Origin of the sequence: Pseudonocardia adelaidensis (assembly GCF_039543345.1) — a bacterium.
Taxonomy (GTDB): Bacteria; Actinomycetota; Actinomycetes; order Mycobacteriales; family Pseudonocardiaceae; genus Pseudonocardia; species Pseudonocardia adelaidensis.
Map to the genome: position 1 here is coordinate 21,637 of NZ_BAABJO010000052.1, position 15,723 is coordinate 37,359.

Annotated in this window: 14 protein-coding genes and 1 pseudogene; 2 read left to right on the forward strand and 13 right to left on the reverse strand. The window is 72.2% G+C overall.

Annotated elements, in window-relative coordinates:
- Nucleotides 1–86 precede the first annotated feature (86 nt).
- Nucleotides 87–893, reverse strand: a complete 807-nt coding sequence (locus ABEA81_RS40075; protein WP_345612942.1) for an IclR family transcriptional regulator — start codon at nucleotides 891–893, stop codon at nucleotides 87–89.
- 234 nt (nucleotides 894–1,127) lie between these two features.
- Between ABEA81_RS40075 and ABEA81_RS42900 the strand changes: the two are divergent.
- Nucleotides 1,128–1,424, forward strand: a pseudogene (locus ABEA81_RS42900) (homocysteine S-methyltransferase family protein); the annotation flags it as partial.
- A 33-nt stretch (nucleotides 1,425–1,457) separates the two neighbouring features.
- Here the strand turns inward: ABEA81_RS42900 and ABEA81_RS40080 are convergent.
- The 5 genes from ABEA81_RS40080 to ABEA81_RS40100 all read right to left on the reverse strand — a co-directional run bounded on the left by ABEA81_RS40080 (nucleotide 1,458) and on the right by ABEA81_RS40100 (nucleotide 6,383).
- Nucleotides 1,458–2,567 (reverse strand): Gfo/Idh/MocA family protein, encoded by a 1,110-nt coding sequence (locus tag ABEA81_RS40080; protein ID WP_345612944.1) that lies wholly within the window; start codon nucleotides 2,565–2,567, stop codon nucleotides 1,458–1,460.
- A complete protein-coding gene (locus tag ABEA81_RS40085) occupies nucleotides 2,549–3,241 on the reverse strand; it encodes a ThuA domain-containing protein (RefSeq protein ID WP_345612946.1) in 693 nt (230 codons plus the stop codon). Before ABEA81_RS40085 ends, ABEA81_RS40080 begins: the two co-directional genes overlap by 19 nt.
- 10 nt (nucleotides 3,242–3,251) lie before the next feature.
- Nucleotides 3,252–4,040 (reverse strand): carbohydrate ABC transporter permease, encoded by a 789-nt coding sequence (locus tag ABEA81_RS40090; RefSeq protein WP_345612965.1) that lies wholly within the window; start codon nucleotides 4,038–4,040, stop codon nucleotides 3,252–3,254.
- Nucleotides 4,041–4,170: 130 nt separating this feature from the next.
- Nucleotides 4,171–5,064: a carbohydrate ABC transporter permease gene (locus ABEA81_RS40095; RefSeq protein ID WP_345612948.1), complete on the reverse strand. Its 894-nt coding sequence runs from the start codon at nucleotides 5,062–5,064 to the stop codon at nucleotides 4,171–4,173.
- The gene (locus ABEA81_RS40100) at nucleotides 5,061–6,383 is read right to left on the reverse strand and encodes an extracellular solute-binding protein (RefSeq protein WP_345612950.1); all 1,323 of its coding nucleotides are present in this window, start codon (nucleotides 6,381–6,383) and stop codon (nucleotides 5,061–5,063) included. The genes ABEA81_RS40095 and ABEA81_RS40100 overlap by 4 nt, the downstream gene beginning before the upstream one ends.
- Before the next feature lie 339 nt (nucleotides 6,384–6,722).
- On the opposite strand from ABEA81_RS40100, the gene ABEA81_RS40105 reads away from it, so the two are divergent.
- Nucleotides 6,723–7,682, forward strand: coding sequence for a substrate-binding domain-containing protein (locus ABEA81_RS40105; protein WP_345612952.1), 960 nt, complete (start codon nucleotides 6,723–6,725; stop codon nucleotides 7,680–7,682).
- Between the two features lie 20 nt (nucleotides 7,683–7,702).
- Here ABEA81_RS40105 and ABEA81_RS40110 read toward each other — a convergent pair whose 3' ends face one another.
- The 7 genes from ABEA81_RS40110 to ABEA81_RS40140 form a co-directional block, all read right to left on the reverse strand.
- The gene (locus ABEA81_RS40110; protein ID WP_345612953.1) at nucleotides 7,703–8,866 is read right to left on the reverse strand and encodes an acyl-CoA dehydrogenase family protein; all 1,164 of its coding nucleotides are present in this window, start codon (nucleotides 8,864–8,866) and stop codon (nucleotides 7,703–7,705) included.
- Nucleotides 8,851–10,089: a CaiB/BaiF CoA transferase family protein gene (locus tag ABEA81_RS40115; protein ID WP_345612955.1), complete on the reverse strand. Its 1,239-nt coding sequence runs from the start codon at nucleotides 10,087–10,089 to the stop codon at nucleotides 8,851–8,853. The genes ABEA81_RS40110 and ABEA81_RS40115 overlap by 16 nt, the downstream gene beginning before the upstream one ends.
- Nucleotides 10,086–10,628, reverse strand: a complete 543-nt coding sequence (locus ABEA81_RS40120) for a MaoC family dehydratase (protein ID WP_345612956.1) — start codon at nucleotides 10,626–10,628, stop codon at nucleotides 10,086–10,088. Before ABEA81_RS40120 ends, ABEA81_RS40115 begins: the two co-directional genes overlap by 4 nt.
- Nucleotides 10,625–11,959: an MFS transporter gene (locus tag ABEA81_RS40125; RefSeq protein WP_345612958.1), complete on the reverse strand. Its 1,335-nt coding sequence runs from the start codon at nucleotides 11,957–11,959 to the stop codon at nucleotides 10,625–10,627. The genes ABEA81_RS40120 and ABEA81_RS40125 overlap by 4 nt, the downstream gene beginning before the upstream one ends.
- 5 nt (nucleotides 11,960–11,964) lie before the next feature.
- A complete protein-coding gene (locus ABEA81_RS40130; RefSeq protein ID WP_345612960.1) occupies nucleotides 11,965–13,887 on the reverse strand; it encodes an oxidoreductase in 1,923 nt (640 codons plus the stop codon).
- 169 nt (nucleotides 13,888–14,056) lie between these two features.
- The gene (locus tag ABEA81_RS40135) at nucleotides 14,057–14,419 is read right to left on the reverse strand and encodes a DUF3870 domain-containing protein (RefSeq protein WP_345612962.1); all 363 of its coding nucleotides are present in this window, start codon (nucleotides 14,417–14,419) and stop codon (nucleotides 14,057–14,059) included.
- A gap of 4 nt (nucleotides 14,420–14,423) precedes the next feature.
- Entirely contained in the window at nucleotides 14,424–15,104 is a 681-nt protein-coding gene (locus tag ABEA81_RS40140; protein WP_345612964.1) for a methyltransferase domain-containing protein, read from the reverse strand.
- Nucleotides 15,105–15,723 lie beyond the last annotated feature (619 nt).

Genomic DNA, 15,723 nt, shown 5'->3' on the forward strand with positions numbered 1-15,723 from the left:
ATCGACTCGTCGGGCGACTGTGGCACGGCGTTGCCCGGGGCACAAGCGGGCTGCCCGAGCGGCAACGCACTCGAGACCTGCGGGACTCAGGACCACATGAGCGACGCGGAGAGCGCCGCCGCCCGGTCGCGCAGCCGCGCGACCGCCGCCGCCATGGCCTGCTCGCCGAACCTCCCGGCCGGGCCCTGCACGGCGAGGATCGCCGCCAGCCGGCCCCGCCCGTCGACCACCGGAACGGCCACGGCGTGCAGCTCGACCTCCCGCTCCGAGCGGGCCTGCGCCCACCCCTGTTCCCGGACCCGGGCCACCTCCTCGGCGAGCCGTTCCGGGTCGGTGATCGTGTGCGGCGTGAGCGCGGGGAGTGCTGCGCCGGAGGTCGGGACGTCGGTCCAGGCCAGGTAGACCTTTCCGGTCGCGGTGGCGTGCGGGACGCTCGGCCGGCCGATCTCGGCGACGCTGCGGACCGTCGACGGGCTCTGCACGAAGTCGACGGTGACGGCCGTGCCGCCTGTGGGCACCGACAGCGTGGCGGTCTCGCCGGTGGTCTCCATCAGGGCGAGCAGGTGCGGGCGCGCGATCTCCCGCATCTCCACCCCGGCCAGCGCCGCGTTGCCGAGCCGGATGAGCCGCAGCCCGAGGCGGTAGCGCCCGGTCGCGGGCACCCGCTGCACGAGCTCGTCCCGTGCGAGGGTCGCGAGCAGCCGGGAGACCGTGCTCGCGTTGATCCCGGTGCGCCGGGCGAGCTCGTTGGTGCCCAGCGGCCCGGGGCCGTCGGCGAGGGCCATCAACACGGAGACGGCCCGCTCCACCCCGGCGATCAGCCGCTCTCCCTGGGGATGGTCGCCGGCGGAGCCGGCGGGGCGGGTAAGCGCTGCCTCGTTTCCGCTGGTCATGCTACGGTCCTCGAGAAATGGAAACGGCGTTGCCCCTACGGCAACACCTTCGTCCCATGATGGTTCCGCAGATCGACGCCCCCCACCAGCACCGGGCGGCACGGCGGAGGTGGCACGTTGTCCGAGTCCCTCCCGGCCCGTCTCGCCGACGGCCCACTCGTGTGCGCCGAGGGCTACCTCTTCGAGCTCGAACGCCGCGGCTACCTGCAGGCCGGTGCCTTCGTCCCCGAGGTGGTGCTCGAACACCCCGAGCGCGTCACCGCGCTGCACGAGGAGTTCGTGCACGCCGGGTCGGACGTCGTCGAGGCGTTCACGTACTACGCCCACCGGGAGAAGCTGCGGCACATCGGCAAGGAGCACCTGCTCGAACCGCTCAACCGGCAGGCGCTCGCGCTGGCGAGCCGGGTGGCCGCCGACACCGGCACCCTCCTCGCGGGCGACGTCTGCAACACCAACGTCTTCGACCCGGCCGACCCGGCGACCGCCCACCAGGTGCGCGGGATGTTCACCGAGCAGGTCGGCTGGGCGGCCGAGGCGGGCGTCGGAAAGCGTAGCGGGAGCTCCTCAGCGGCCGCCGAGATCCACCGTGGCCTCCACCGCGGCCGGGCGCTCGCAGGTGGTCGTGAGCTCCACCGACGTGTGCGTGTCCGCGGCCTGCTGCACGGACTCCATGATGTCCAGGACGTGCAGGCCGAGCTCGTCGCCCGCCCGGTGCGGCCGGCCCTCGCCGATCGCGAGCGCCATGTCCGCCAGCCCGTAGCCGCGGCCGGAGTCGACGTAGCCCGCGGTGGCGCCGAGGTCCACCCATCCGTCGTCGACCGCCGAGGCGGAGTAGAGCTCGACCGGACCCGCGAAGTGGTTCGGGTCGGGCACCGACAGCGAGCCGGCGGTGCCGTGCACCTCGATGCGGGGCAGGCGGGCGGCCCAGATGTCGAAGCTCATGACCAGCGTGGACACCGCGCCGGAGGCGTGCTCGAGGATCCCGGTGATCGTGGAGTCGACGGTGACGTCGAAGGACGTGCCCGCCTTCGGGCCGGAGCCGATCGTCCGGGTGGCGGACGGGCGCGTCGACGCGCCGACCACGCGGGTGACCGGGCCCAGGAGGTGCACCAGCGACGTCAGGTAGTACGGCCCCATGTCGAGCAGGGGGCCGCCGCCGGGCCGGTAGTAGAACTCTGGGTCGGGGTGCCAGCGCTCGTGGCCGGGGGTGGTCATGAACGCGGTGGCCGAGTGCGGGGTGCCGATCCGTCCGGCGTCGACGGCGGCGCGGGCGGTCTGCACGCCCGTGCCCAGCACGGTGTCCGGTGCACAGCCCACCCGCAGGCCCGTCCCGGCCGCCGCCTTGACGACCTCGCGGCCCTCCGCCACCGACGCGGCCAGGGGCTTCTCGACGTAGACGTGCTTCCCGGCGCCGAGCGCGGCGAGCGCGACGTCCGCGTGCGTGGCCGGCAGCGTGAGCACGAGTACGGCGTCGACGTCGTCGGCCGAGAGCAGGTCCGGGAGGTCGAGCACCCGGGCGCCGTCGTGCTGCGCCGCGAGCGCCGCTGCCCGGTCGGCCTGCAGGTCGCACACGGCCGTGACCTGCAGCTGCGGCAGCCGGGCGAGGCTCGCCGAGTACTGGCCGGAGATGTTGCCCGCGCCGACGACCCCGACCCTCAGGAGCGGGCTGCCCACAGCATCCCCCGCTGGACGATCGTGGTGACGTTCGGGTCGCGGACCACGTCCATGTCGTGGCCCGGGGTGCAGACGAAGACCCGGCCCTTCCCCCAGTCCCGCGTCCAGATCGCGGGGGTGGTGACCGGCCGGTGCCACGGCTCCCACTCGTTCTTGGCGAGGGTGGTGGTGGCGAGGACGGTGTTGTACTCGTCGGTGAGCACCCAGTACTGCTCGGTGACCAGGTCGAAGTCGCCGATCCCCGCCGTGACCGGGTGGTCGGCGGCGGTGATCTCCACCCGGTACGGGATGAAGTAGTCGGACTGCTCGCCGGTGCGCTCCCCGGGCGCCTTCGGCGGGTGGCAGGCGAACTGCCCGCCGATGAGCTGCAGGTAGTCGCTCGAATTGCGGTAGGAGTCGGCGATCCCGCCGTGCCAGCCCGCGAGCCCCGTGCCGTTCGCCACGGCGCTCGTCAGCCCGGCGAGCTCGTCCTTCTCGATCGTGCTCATCGTCATGCACTGCACGATCAGGTCGACGCCCGCCATGTAGTCGGACTCGGCGTAGACCTTCGGCGAATCCTCGACGCGGACGGTGAACCCGTTGGCCTCCAGGTGCGGGAGGAAGTGGTCGGTGGCCTCGACCGGGTGGTGTCCTTCCCAGCCGCCACGCACGACCAACGCTTGCCGTTCCGTCACGGGGTTCCTTTCACTTGGAGAAGCCGGCGGTCATGCCGGCCAACAGGTGCCGCCGCCCGAGCACGTAGAGCACGAGGATCGGCAGCGTCGCGAGCACCACGGACGCGAGCACGGCGGGCACGTTGATCCCGTACTCGCCCTGGAACGCCCACAGCGCCAGCGGGAGCACCCGGACCTCCGGGCTCTGGGTGAGCACCAGCGGCAGCAGGAACGCGTTCCAGATCTGCAGCCCCTGGTAGATCGACACCGTGATGAGCGCGGGCTGGGTCAGCGGGAACGCGAGCCGCCACATCGTGCCCCACTCGCTCGCGCCGTCCATCCGCATCGACTCGAACAGCTCGTTCGGCACGTCGCGGATGAAGTTGGCGAGGATCAGCACCGACAGCGGGATGGCGAACGCGATCGAGGGCAGGATCAGCGCGAGGTGGCTGTCGTAGAGGCTCAGCCGGATGATGATCAGGTAGACGGGGATGATCACTGCCTGCAGCGGGCAGGCCAGCCCCATCAGGAAGATCGTGTTGCTGAACCGCAGGAACGGGCCGCGGCCGCCACGGACGATCGCGAACGCCGCCATGAACGAGACCAGCACCGCGGGCACCGTCGCGCCGACGGTCACGATCACCGAGTTCAGGAAGTACGTCAGGAAGTCGGCCTCGATCACCGACTGGTAGTTCTCCAGTGTCGGCGAGGAGGGCAGCATGGGGTTGCTCGTGTAGTACGCCGACTGCGGCTTGAAGCTGGTGATGACCACCCAGTAGACGGGGATGATGATGATCCCGAGCCACAGGAAGCTCGCGATTCCGCCGAGGTAGTTGGGCCGGTCCGCGCCCGCGGGGCGCCGTCGTCGCGGCGACTGCGCCCTCCCCGCCGCCGGGACGGACACCGCCGCGCGGGTGCCTGCTGCGGTGGTGCTGGTCGGTGTGCCCACGTCAGGCTCCTTCCAGCTGGCTCTCGCCCGCGTCCTTGCCGCCGAGGCGCTGGATGCCCATCGCGAGCAGCACCGCGACCACGACGATGATCAGTGCGATCACACTCGCCGGTCCCATCTGGTTGCCCCGGAACCCGCGCAGGTACATGTCGAGCGCCAGCACCCGGGTGGCATCGCTCGGGCCGCCGAGCGTGAGCACGAAGATCAGGTCGAACAGCGTCATCGACCCGGCCACCATCAGCGTCGACGACGTGATCATCGTGTACTTCAGCTGCGGCAGGGTGATCGAGAAGAACTGGCGTACGCGCCCGGCGCCGTCGATCCGGGCGGCCTCGTACAGCGACGCCGGGATCTGGCGCACCGCGCCCTGGTAGATCAGCGAGTGGAACGGGATGTACTGCCAGGACACGACGAACACCACCGTGCCGACCGCGAGCACCGGGTCACCGAGCCAGTTCTGCACCAGCAGCGGGATCCCCAGCGACGCACCGAGACCGAAGTTGGGGTCCAGCAGCGCCTTGTAGGTGATCGCGATCGCCGCCGAGCTCAGCAGCAGCGGCGTGAAGTACAGCACCGCGAGCACCGCACGATAGCGCTGCTGGCCCGAGATGAAGACCCCGACGAGGATGCTCAGCGGGGTCTGCACCAGCCAGGACAACGCCATGATCAGGAACGTGACACCGAGCGAGTGCACCAGGCCGGGGTCGCCGAGCACCGACATCCAGTTGTCGAACCCGATCGGCGTGATCTCGCCGATGCCGTTCCAGCTGGTGAAGCTGAGCAGGAGCACGCCGATCAGCGGGATGACCCCGAACGCCGTGAAGAGCGCCAGCGCCGGCAGCACGAGCCACGTGAGGGATCCGTGCCGCTGAGCGGCGGCCGAACCGCTGGTCACGACGTGGGGACCGCGTTCATGTTGGTCGCGAACTGCTCCGGGGTGATCGACAGCGAGAACAGCTGCTCGATGTTGTTGAGCAGTTGCTCGGCCGGGCCGGGCAGCAGCGCCTGGTCCCAGGAGTGCACCCACGACTTCGCCTGGGTGGCGGTGTCGTAGACGAACTGCTGGAACGGGGCGTCGGGCCCGGAGAACTTGCTGTCGACACCCTTGACGATCGGCACGGCGCCGCTCTTGACCCACCCGGCGATGTCGGCGTCGGTGAGCAGCCCGCTCTTGAAGTACTCCCGCGCGATCGCCTTCTGCTCGTCGCTCGCCTTGGAGGACAGGGCCAGGAACGACGCCGGGTTGCCCACGCCGGTGCTCGGGTCACCCGCGCCGCCCTCGATGGCCGGGAACGGGATCCAGCCGAGCTTGCCGCTCGGCACGAAGTCGCCGCCCTCCTCCTTCATCGAGCCGTAGGTCCATGCGCCGTGCAGCATCATCGCCGCCCGGCCCTGGTGCAGCAGCGCCTGGTCGGCGTTGGCGTCGGCGGCGATCGACTGGAAACCGTTGACGAACCCGTTCGCGCGGACGAGGTCCTGCACCTTCGTCAGGCCTGCGATCGCGGCCGGGTGCGACCAGGCGTTCGGCTCGCCCGCCGCGATGGCGTCGAACACCGCGGGGCCGCCCTGGCGGTCGAACAGGAACTCCAGCCACATCATGTTCGTCCAGCGGGACTGCCCGGCGAGCGAGAACGGCGCGATCCCGGCGCCCAAGAACACCGGAACGAGCGCCATCAGCTCGCTCCACGTGGTGGGCGGCTGCGCACCGACCTGCTCGAACAGCTGCTTGTTGTAGAACATGACGATCGGCGACACCTGCTCGCAGGGCACCGCGTAGATCTTCCCGTCGATCGTGGCCGCGGGGAACGCCGTGTCGAAGCGGCGCTCCTTCTGCTCCGGGTTCTGCGCGAACCAGTCGCTGAGGTCGTCGACCTGGCCGTTGTTCACGTAGTCGCGCAGGCCGCCGCCACCCCAGGTCCAGATGATCGTGGGCGCCTGGTTCGCGCCGACGGCCGTGCGGATCCGGGTCTTGTACGCGTCGTTCTCGAAGAACGTCGCCGCGAGCTGACCGTCGGGGTGCGCGGCGTTGAAGGCGTCGACCGACGCCTTGCGGAGGCCCTCCTGCGGCTGGCCCGTGAGGTACCAGATGCTGGCCTCGCCGCTGCGCGCCTGGCCGGGGCCGCTCGTCCCGCACGCGGCGAGCGCGCTCGCACCCAGCGGTGCGGCCATCGCCAGTGCCAGGAATGACCGTCGGGAGAACCCGTTCTGATCCACGTCGATCTCCGTTACGCCGGGCCGCATCGGTGCGGCCGCTCGAGCCGGACAGTGGGAGTCGTCGGTCGACAGACTCCGAAAGTTTTCGAAACTGCAACGTGCCCACGCACCATAGTGAGAACGCGTTCCGAGCGTCAAGCGTCGTTATGCTGGTGATAGCTGCCGAAATTTTTCGATACCGACTACCGCGACAAGCCCTCCCGGGATACCGTGCGCGCATCCACTCACAGGCCGAAGGAGGCCCCCCTGACCGCATCGCCGCGGTCTGCCGGTGGCCGGCAGGCCGGACGCACCACGCTCGCGACGATCGCCGCGTCGGCGGGCGTCTCGGTCGCCACCGTGTCCAAGGTCCTGAACGGCCGGGAGGACGTCGCTCCCGACACCCGCGCGCTGGTCGAGGAGCTCCTGCGCCGGCACGCCTACGTGTCGCCCACCGCGCGCCGCTCGGCCGGCACGGGCATCATCGTCGAGCTGATCGTGCACGGCGAGTTCGGCGCCTACTCGACCCAGGTGGTCGAAGGGGTCGTGCACGCGTGCGAGGAGGCCGGCGCGTCGGTCGTCGTCAGCCAGCTGGGCGACGACCGCCTTCCCGCGGGCACTCCCGAGGCCTGGGCCCGCCGCCTCGCGGGCAGCGGGCGCGCCGGCGTCATCGTCGTGACCGGTGCGCTCACGAGCGCCCACATCGACGCCCTCGCGCTCACCGGCGTGCCCCTCGTCGTCCTCGACCCGATGAGCCTCCCCCGGGTCGAGGTCACCAGCGTCGGTTCCACCAACTTCGCCGGAGGGCTGGCCGTCACCCAGCACCTGCTCTCGCTCGGCCACCGGCGCATCGGCTACGTCGGCGGGCCGCCGGGCTCGGGGTGCAACCAGGCCCGCCTCCACGGCTACCGGGCCGCGCTCGAGAACGCCGGGATCCCGGCCGACCCCGCGCTCGTCCACAACGAGCACTTCCGCTACGACGCGGGCCTGCGCGCCGGGTCGCGGCTGCTCGACCTGCCCGACCGGCCCACCGCCGTCGTCGGCGGGAGCGACACCATCGCGCTCGGCGTGGTCGAGGCCGCCCGGCTGCAGGGCCTGCGCGTGCCCAGCGACCTGTCCGTCACCGGCTTCGACGACACCGAGCTCGCCCGCATGGCCTCTCCCCCGCTCACCGTCGTCCGGCAGCCGCTGCGCGAGATGGGCCGCGTCGCGCTCAAGACCGTGCTGCAGATGGCCGCCGGGGAGACCCTGGACTCCCACCACGTCGAGCTCGCCACCGAGCTCGTCGTCCGCAGCACGACGGCCCCGCCGGAGCGCTGAGCCCAGGGGTCGGCTCGGTCTCAGCCGATGGCGGCCCGGCCGGCGAGCAGCGCCTTCGCCACCACGGTGCGCAGCACGTCGTTCGTGCCCTCGCCGATCGAGAGCAGCGGGGCGTCCCGGTAGAGGCGCTCGATCTCGAACTCGGTCGAGTAGCCGTACCCACCGTGGATGCGCATCGCGTCGGTCGCACACGCCAGCGCGGCCTCGGACGCGGCGATCTTCGCCAGCCCCGACTCGGTGTCCATGCGGACGCCGTCGTCCATGCGCGACGCCGCCCAGTACGTCATGAGCCGGGCGCCCTGCAGGCGGACCGCGATCTCGGCGAGCCGCAGCTGGATCGCCTGGAAGTCGCCGATCGGCCCGCCGAAGGCGGTACGGGTGCGCGCGTAGTCGAGTGCCTCCTCGTAGGCGCGCTGGGCGATGCCCACACCGCGGGCGGCGATGTTGATCCGCCCGGTCTCCAGCGCCGACAGGGCCTGCTGCAGCCCGCGCCCCTCGGTGCCGCCGAGCAGGTTGGCCGCAGGCACCTCGGCGTCGGTGAGCACGACCTCGCAGGACTCCGGGCCCTTGTAGCCGAGCTTGCCGATGTCGGCGGTCACCTCGAAGCCCGGCGTACCGGCCTCGACGAGCAGGATGCTCATGCCACGGTGCGCGGGCTGCGCTGTCGGGTCCGTCTTGACCAGCACCGGCAGCGGGTCGGCGTGCCGCGCGTTCGTGATCCACATCTTGGTGCCGTTGACGACGTAGGTGTCGCCGGTGCGGCGCGCCGTCGTCGTGATGCCCTGCAGGTCGGTGCCCGCACCCGGCTCGGTCAGCGCGATGCCGGTGCGGCGAGCGCCGGTCGCGAGGTCGGGCAGGAACCGCGTGCGCTGCTCCTCGGTGCCGTGCCGGGCGAGCATCCAGCAGGCCACCGAGTGGCTGCCCAGCACGCCCGCGACGCCCATCCAGCCCCGGGAAACCTCCTCGAAGGTGAGCGCGAAGGACACGGTGTCCGCGCCCAGCCCGCCGTACTCCTCGGGGACCACCAGGCCGAAGAGGCCGAGGCGGCGCATCCCCTCGACGATCTCGGTCGGGTACCGGCCGGACCGCTCCCAGTCCCGCGCGACCGGTCGGATCTCGCGCTCGACGAAGTCGCGCAGCGTGTCGCGGAACAGGCGCTGCTCGTCGTTCAGGGTGAAGTCCACGGTGCGGTTCCCCCCGCTGGGATCGGGCCGAGCGCGCCGGAGCGGGCGAGCGCGGCGATGCGGTCGTCGTCGTAGCCGAGGCCGCGCAGCACGGACCCGGTGTGCTCGCCCATCGCGGGCGCGCCGCGGGTCGGAGCGGTGTCGGCGCCGGGCGGCCCGAGCCGCACCGGCGAGCGCAGCGCCCGCACCCGGCCGAAGCGGGGGTGCTCGGTCTCGGTGATCAGCTCCCGGGCGACCGCGTGCGGGTCGCGCAGCGCCTCCGCGACGTCGTGCACGGGCGCGCACGGCACGGGCGCGGCGTACAACGCCTCCAGCCACTCGGCCACGGCCCGCGTGCGGAAGAGCTCCTCCAGCAGCGCGACGAGCTCGTCCGCGTGCCGCGCCCGGTCGGCGAACGTGCGGAACCGCGGGTCCTCGGCGAGGTCGGGGCGCTCCAGCACCACCGTGAGCCGCTGCCAGAACTTCTCCTTGGCGCACCCCACGACGAGCCAGCCGTCGGCGGCCTCGAACGCCTGGAACGGCACCAGCGAGGGGTGCGCGGAGTGCCGTGTGCGGCCCGGCTCGTAGCCCGCGGTGAGGTGCCAGGTGCCGGGGTAGGTCAGCAGGCTGACCGCGGTGTCGTAGAGGGAGAGGTCGCAGTCGGTGCCCACCCCGTCCCTGCGGGCGGCGTGGATGCCGGCGAGCAGCGCGATGGCTGCGACGAACCCCCCGCTGTAGTCCACCAGCGACAAGCCGGTCTTCTCCGGGGCGCCGCCCGGCTCGCCCGTCACCGACATCCACCCGGCGAGCGCCTGCAGCACGTAGTCGTAGCCAGGCTCCCGCGACCGCGGCCCCGTCATCCCGAACCCGGTGAGCGAGCAGCAGACGATCCGCGGGTTCACCGGGGCGAGGTCGGCGTAGCGGATGCCCAGCTTCTCCGGCACGTCGCCGCGCAGGTTGGAGAACACGGCGTCGGCGCTGCGGACGAGGTCGTGGAAGACCTCGCGGCCCTCCGGCGTCCGGATGTCGAGCACGATCGAGGACTTGTCCCGGTTGAACGACTCGAAGAACAACGAGTCGCCACCCTCGGCGTAGGGCGGGACGTGCCGGCCGACGTCGCCGCCCACCGCCGGATCCTCGATCTTGATGACCTCCGCACCCAGTTGCGCCAGGTGCAGCGACGCGAACGGCCCCGCGCCGTACTGCTCCAGGGATACGATCCGGACGTCCTCGAGCGGCCTCACCGCGCCTCCTCCTTCCGCCCGGCGAGGGTGAGCGGGGTGCGCGCCCGGGGCCGCGGCGGGGTGGCGCGTTCCGCACCGCGGCGGTGGACGTAGAAGGTGCGCTCGAACGTCAGCACCTCGGCGCCGTCCTGGTTGATCGTGCGCGTGCGGATCGTGACGATCCCGGCCTCCGGGCGCGACCGCGACTCCCTCGTGGCCAGCACGATCGACTCGGACCACAGCGTGTCCCCCGCGTACACGGGGGCGGTCAGGCGCAGCCCGTCGAGCCCGAGGTTCGCGAACGCGTTCTGGGTGGTGTCGGTGACGGACTGCCCGATCGCGATCGCGATCGTCAGCGGCGACGCGACGAGCATCCGGCCGAACTCCGACGACTCGCCCACCTGCGCGTTGAAGTGCGCCTGGTTGGTGTTCATCGTCAGCAGCGTGAACCAGGTGTTGTCGGTCTCGGTCACCGTGCGGCCGAGCGGGTGCTCGTAGACGTCGCCGACGGCGAAGTCCTCGAAGAAGCGGCCCTGCCAGCCCGGCTGAATGCGTGTCATGGTTCCTCCGTCGTCGAGCGCAGGGGTTTGCCGGCCATCTCGCGGTAGCAGGCCACCGCGACCACGGCGAGCGCCGAGCCCGCGACGATCAGGTAGGCCGGCATGAGCGTGGTGCCGAAAACGCCGCCGAGGTAGGTCGCGAGCAGGGGGGTGCCTCCGCCGAAGATCGCCGCCGACACGTTGTGGCCGATCGAGAACCCGCCGAAGCGCACCTTCGTCGCGAAGATCTCGGCGAACGCGGCAGCGACCGCACCCAGGTAGGTGCCGTGCAGCAGGCCGAGGATCCCGAGCCCGACGAACGTCGACACGCCGCCCCGGCTGATGAGCAGGAACACCGGCACCGTCGCGACGACGAAGCCGAGCGCGGCCGCCATCATGATCGGCTTGCGGCCCCAGCGGTCCGACAGCCGCCCGGACACCGGGATCACCAGGACGTTCAGCACCACCACCGTGCTGGTGGCGAGGAACGCCTGGAGCGGCTCGAACCCGAGGACCTTGGTCAGGTAGGTCGGCATGTAGACCAGGGCGAGGAAGTAGCCCAGGTGCACGACGATCCCGATGCCGCCGGCCAGCAGCACCTCCCGCCAGCCCTTCACCACGGCCTCGCGCAGCGGGTGGCGCACCACCTGGCCCGAGCGTTCGAGCTCCTCGAACTGCGGGCTCTCGTCGAGGCGAAGCCGGATGTAGAGCCCGACCAGACCCAGCGGCCCGGCCACCAGGAACGGCAGTCGCCAGCCCCACGCCGCGATCTGCTCGGCGTCGAGGAGGAGGTTCAGCACGGTCGGTGCGGCCAGCCCGAGGAAGAAGCCGAGGGTCGCCGAGAACTGGATCCAGCTCGTCACCGCGCCGCGCTTCCGGTCGGGCGAGTACTCGGCGATGAACGCCGTCGCCCCGGTGACCTCGCCACCGGCGGTGAAGCCCTGCACCAGCCGCAGCGCGACGAGCAGGGCCGGCGCGAGCACGCCCACCGCGGCGTAGGTCGGCAGCAGCCCGACGCAGAACGTCGCGGCCGACATCACCAGGATGATCACGCAGAGGACACCGCGGCGGCCGACGCGGTCGCCGAGCGGACCGAAGAACATCCCGCCCAGCGGCCGCACCACGAACGCCGCTCCGAACGCGGCGAACGACAGCAGCAGCGAGGACGCCGGGTCGTTCGTCGGGAAGAACAGCTGCCCGAGGACCACGGCCATGTAGCCGTAGACGGCGAAGTCGAACCACTCCAGGCAGTTGCCGATGGAGGTCGCCAGCACCGCGCGGCGCAGGTCCGCCGGTGCCACCTCGGTGTGTGCTCTCGTGCCGGGTTCCTGCGTTCCGGGTTTCAGCGCCATTGCTGTCACTCCCTCTTCTCGGTGCCCAGGCCCGCGGCGACATCGTGGGCCTCCTGGCTGACGGCGACGTAGCTGCGCGGGGACGAGGCGTCGCCGATGACGAGCGCGTCGCGCTCCCCCGCCGGCTGCGGACCGGGCGCCGCCGGCCCGGCCAGCACGACCGTCCCGACGGGTCCGAGGTCGCGCTCCCGCCCGGAGTAGACGTGCCGCGCGACGAGCCGCCCGCCCTCGGCGCGCACCGGCTCGACGAGCGCGTGCACGTCGACCCCGGTCTCGTCGAGGCGGCGCGAGACGCCGATGCGGCTGACGTAGGCGACCCGCCGGGCCGGCGCCTCCCGCCGGGTGACCAGCCGGACCTCGGTGCCGCGCGCGGCGAGCGCGCACACGAACGCGTAGACGGGCTCGTCCTCGAGCTCGTCCACCACGACGACGGGCCCGGCAAGCTCGCCGGCCCGCACGGCCTCGGCCAGCGCCACCGTGACCACGCCGGGGACCTCGTCGACCACCGGGACGGCCCCGGTGGCGACCACGACGACGTCGTCGGCGTCCCACCCGGCGACGGTCTCCTGGGTGACCTCGGTACCGAGGTGTACGCCCACCCCGGCGGCGGTGACGGCGTCGGCGAGCCAGTCGGCCGCGAGCGCCATCCGCTCGCGCCCGGGCGTCTCCGCGTCCCGGCGCAGCCGGCCCCCGAGGCGGTCGGCGCGCTCGTAGACGTGGACGTCGTGGCCGCGGCCCGCGGCGGTGCGGGCTGCCTCCAGGCCCGCGGGCCCACTACCGACCACGTGGACGGTCAGCCGCTCGTCCGCGACGGGAGGGTCCCCGTGCAGCTCGCGACCCGTGTCGGGCGCGTACATGCAGGCGATGCGGCGACCCGTGTGGATGAAGTCCCAGCAGACGTTGCAGTACGTGCACGGGCGCGGGGTCTCGCCGCGCTCGGCCTTGCGCACGAGGTCCGCGTCGGCGATCCAGGCCCGCGCCATCCCGACCAGGTCGGCCGTGCCGTCCCGCACGAGCCGCTCGGCGGTCGCGACGTCGGGCACCTTGGCCAGCGCCATCACCGGCACGCCTGCGGCGACCTCGCGCACGCCGGCCGCGAGGTGCACGAACGGGACGTCGTCGAACGCCATGTCCGGGACGTGGTACTCCAGGCTGGGGCTGAAGTTGGCCTGGCTCACCGCCAGGTAGTCGACCGGCGCGGTGTTGCCGAGCACCCGCACGATCCGCTGCGCCTCGGCCAGGTCGATCCCCCCGTCCACGTACTCGTGGGCGCTGATCTTGAGCCCGACGGCGAAGTCCGGGCCGCAGGCCTCCCGGACGCCCCGCACCACCGCGGCCACGAAGGCGGTGCGGCGCGCGGTGTCGCCGCCCCACGCGTCGTCGCGGTGGTTGCTCCACGGGGACAGGAACTGGGTGATCAGGTAGCCGTGCGCGCCGTGCAGCTCCACGCCGTCGAACCCGGCGGCGTGCAGGTTGGCCGCCGAGCGCACGAACCCGTCCACGACCTCGCGGACCTCCGCGTCGGTCATCGTCCGCGCCGTGACACCGCTGTACGGGTCGCGCCCGCCCGAGGGGGCCCACGGCTGCAAGGTGGGGTTCCACAGCGCCTGCCGGCCCACGTGCCAGAGCTGGCCGAAGACGCGGGCACCGTGGCGGCGGCACGCGTCGGCGAGCGTGCGGAAGCCGGGCACGAGCGACTCGTCGTACGCCAGTGGCGTCGTCCCGTTCGGGATGGAGGTCGGGTGCACCGACAGGCCCTCGGTGACGACGATCCCCGCACCACCGCGGGCGCGGGCGGCGTAGTAGGCGACGAGGTCGTCGGTGATCTCGGTGTTGCGGCCGAGGTTGTTGACCGTGGCGAGGAACGCCAGGCGGTTCGGCAGGTCCAGGCGGCCTGCCGCGTACGGGGCCAGAACGGTGTCGGGCATGCAGTCACCTCACCACCGCACGACGGCGTGCGGTGCAGGGCTGCCTCGCCTCCACCTGCGCGGGGCACCTCACCGGCGGGCGAGCACCGTGCAGCGGACTCGGCGTCCACCGGGGCGACTCCGCCTGCCGGTGGGGTTCCGGTATCCGATCAACCAGCCGTCCGGCCTGTCAAGCCCGGGTGTCCGGGGTACCCAACTCGGCGCGGCACTCCTCGTACCGCTGCACGAGGTCGCGGAACGCCCCGATGATCGCCTTGCGGCCGTTGCCGTAGTAGTGCCGCTCGAGGGTGGCGAGGATGCGCGCGGAGTTACGGAGCGGGTCGCTGCCGATCAGCAGCTCGCGCACGAACCGGTCGGCGACGGCCGTGGCGAGCGTCGTGGAGGCGTCCAGGACCAGACCGGAGTCCAGGTCGATGCGCGCGATCACCGTGAGGTGCCGCCACATCACCCCCGCGCCCGTGCTCTGCGGCAGCTGGGCGTAGCCCGCGACCAGCACGACGTCGGAGAGCCGCCCTTCGTCCACGCGCTGCACCCGATCACCTGCGGGGCGCGCTGTCCAGCGGTGACCCGACACCGATCCGGAGCATCCGGTCCCCGCCCCGCTGGAACCGGTAGGGCACGCGGCTGAGCTCCGTGCGGTGGCCGAGCGCGTCGAGCTCGCGGCGCAGGCCGTCCAGGAACGCCACCGGTTCGGCGGTCCCCGACACGACCACGGGGAAGACCCGCACCTCGCGCCGCGCCACGCGGACGAGCTCGGCGAGCGCCCGCCGGTGCCAGTCCTCGCCGAAGCGGTCGGCCCAGGTGAACAGCAGGTGCGAGCACAGCACGAGATCGACGCTGCCGGAGGCCAGCGGAAGGTCGGGCAGCGCACCGGCGACGTACCGCCCGGGACGCCGGTGCAGGTCGGCGATGAAACGCTCCGCGGCGGCCCGCCGCATCTCCGCCCGCCGCTCGGGGCTGCCGTACCAGCTCCACTCGAACCGGTCCGCGTTGTCATCGATGATCCGGTCGGCCTCGTCGAGCCCCGCCCGCAGCCGCGCCGCCAGCTCGCTCCGCCCGATCACGTAGGCGGGATCGACCGCGACGACCCGGCCGTCCGTCTCGGCGGTGAAGCTGGAGCCGCCCGCCGAGCAGTCGAGCACCGAGCCCGCCAGGTCCTCGGGAACGAGGTCGAACATCGCGCGGTACTCCGCCGCGGACCGGGACGACACGAACATGCGATCTCCTCGAAGGCAGGCGAGCACGGCGGCCACGATCGATCTTCCTCGCTCCAGCCGGCGTGGTGCTCCCTGCCCATCCGCTGCGGGTTCGCCGGGTCTCACGTGACCGTCCTGTGGTCTCGGTCCTCATCGCCTTCGGAGGTGGCTGGGGTGGCACAACTACCGAACCCTGGGGTTGCTCCGGCGGCCGTCCCCGACCGGAGGGCACGCCATTCCCGACGAGACCGCCTCCGCCGGGTGCCCACACAACCGTCCTGTCGTCCTGATTCCTTTCCCGCGCCTCGCCATGGAGTGGTGCCTTCGGCTCGGACCGCGTTCCGCGGAACGCAATTTTCGGCCGATCTTTCTCGCCCGGGCGAGCCGGGTCACCTCGGCGCGGATGCGATCGACCTCGATCGGGGTATCGTGCGCTGGCCGCTCGTTCGCGTCGCTATCGCGCCTGTGGAGGTGGCCGGGTTGGAATCACTACCGAACCCTTGGGGTTGCTCCGGCGGCCGTCCCCGACCGGCGGGCACGCCCGTCTGCGACGAGACCGCCTCCGCCGGTGCCCACGCAACCATCCGGTGGTCCGGATTCCCACCCCGACCCTCCCCGAGAAGTGGTTGCTGCCATCGTT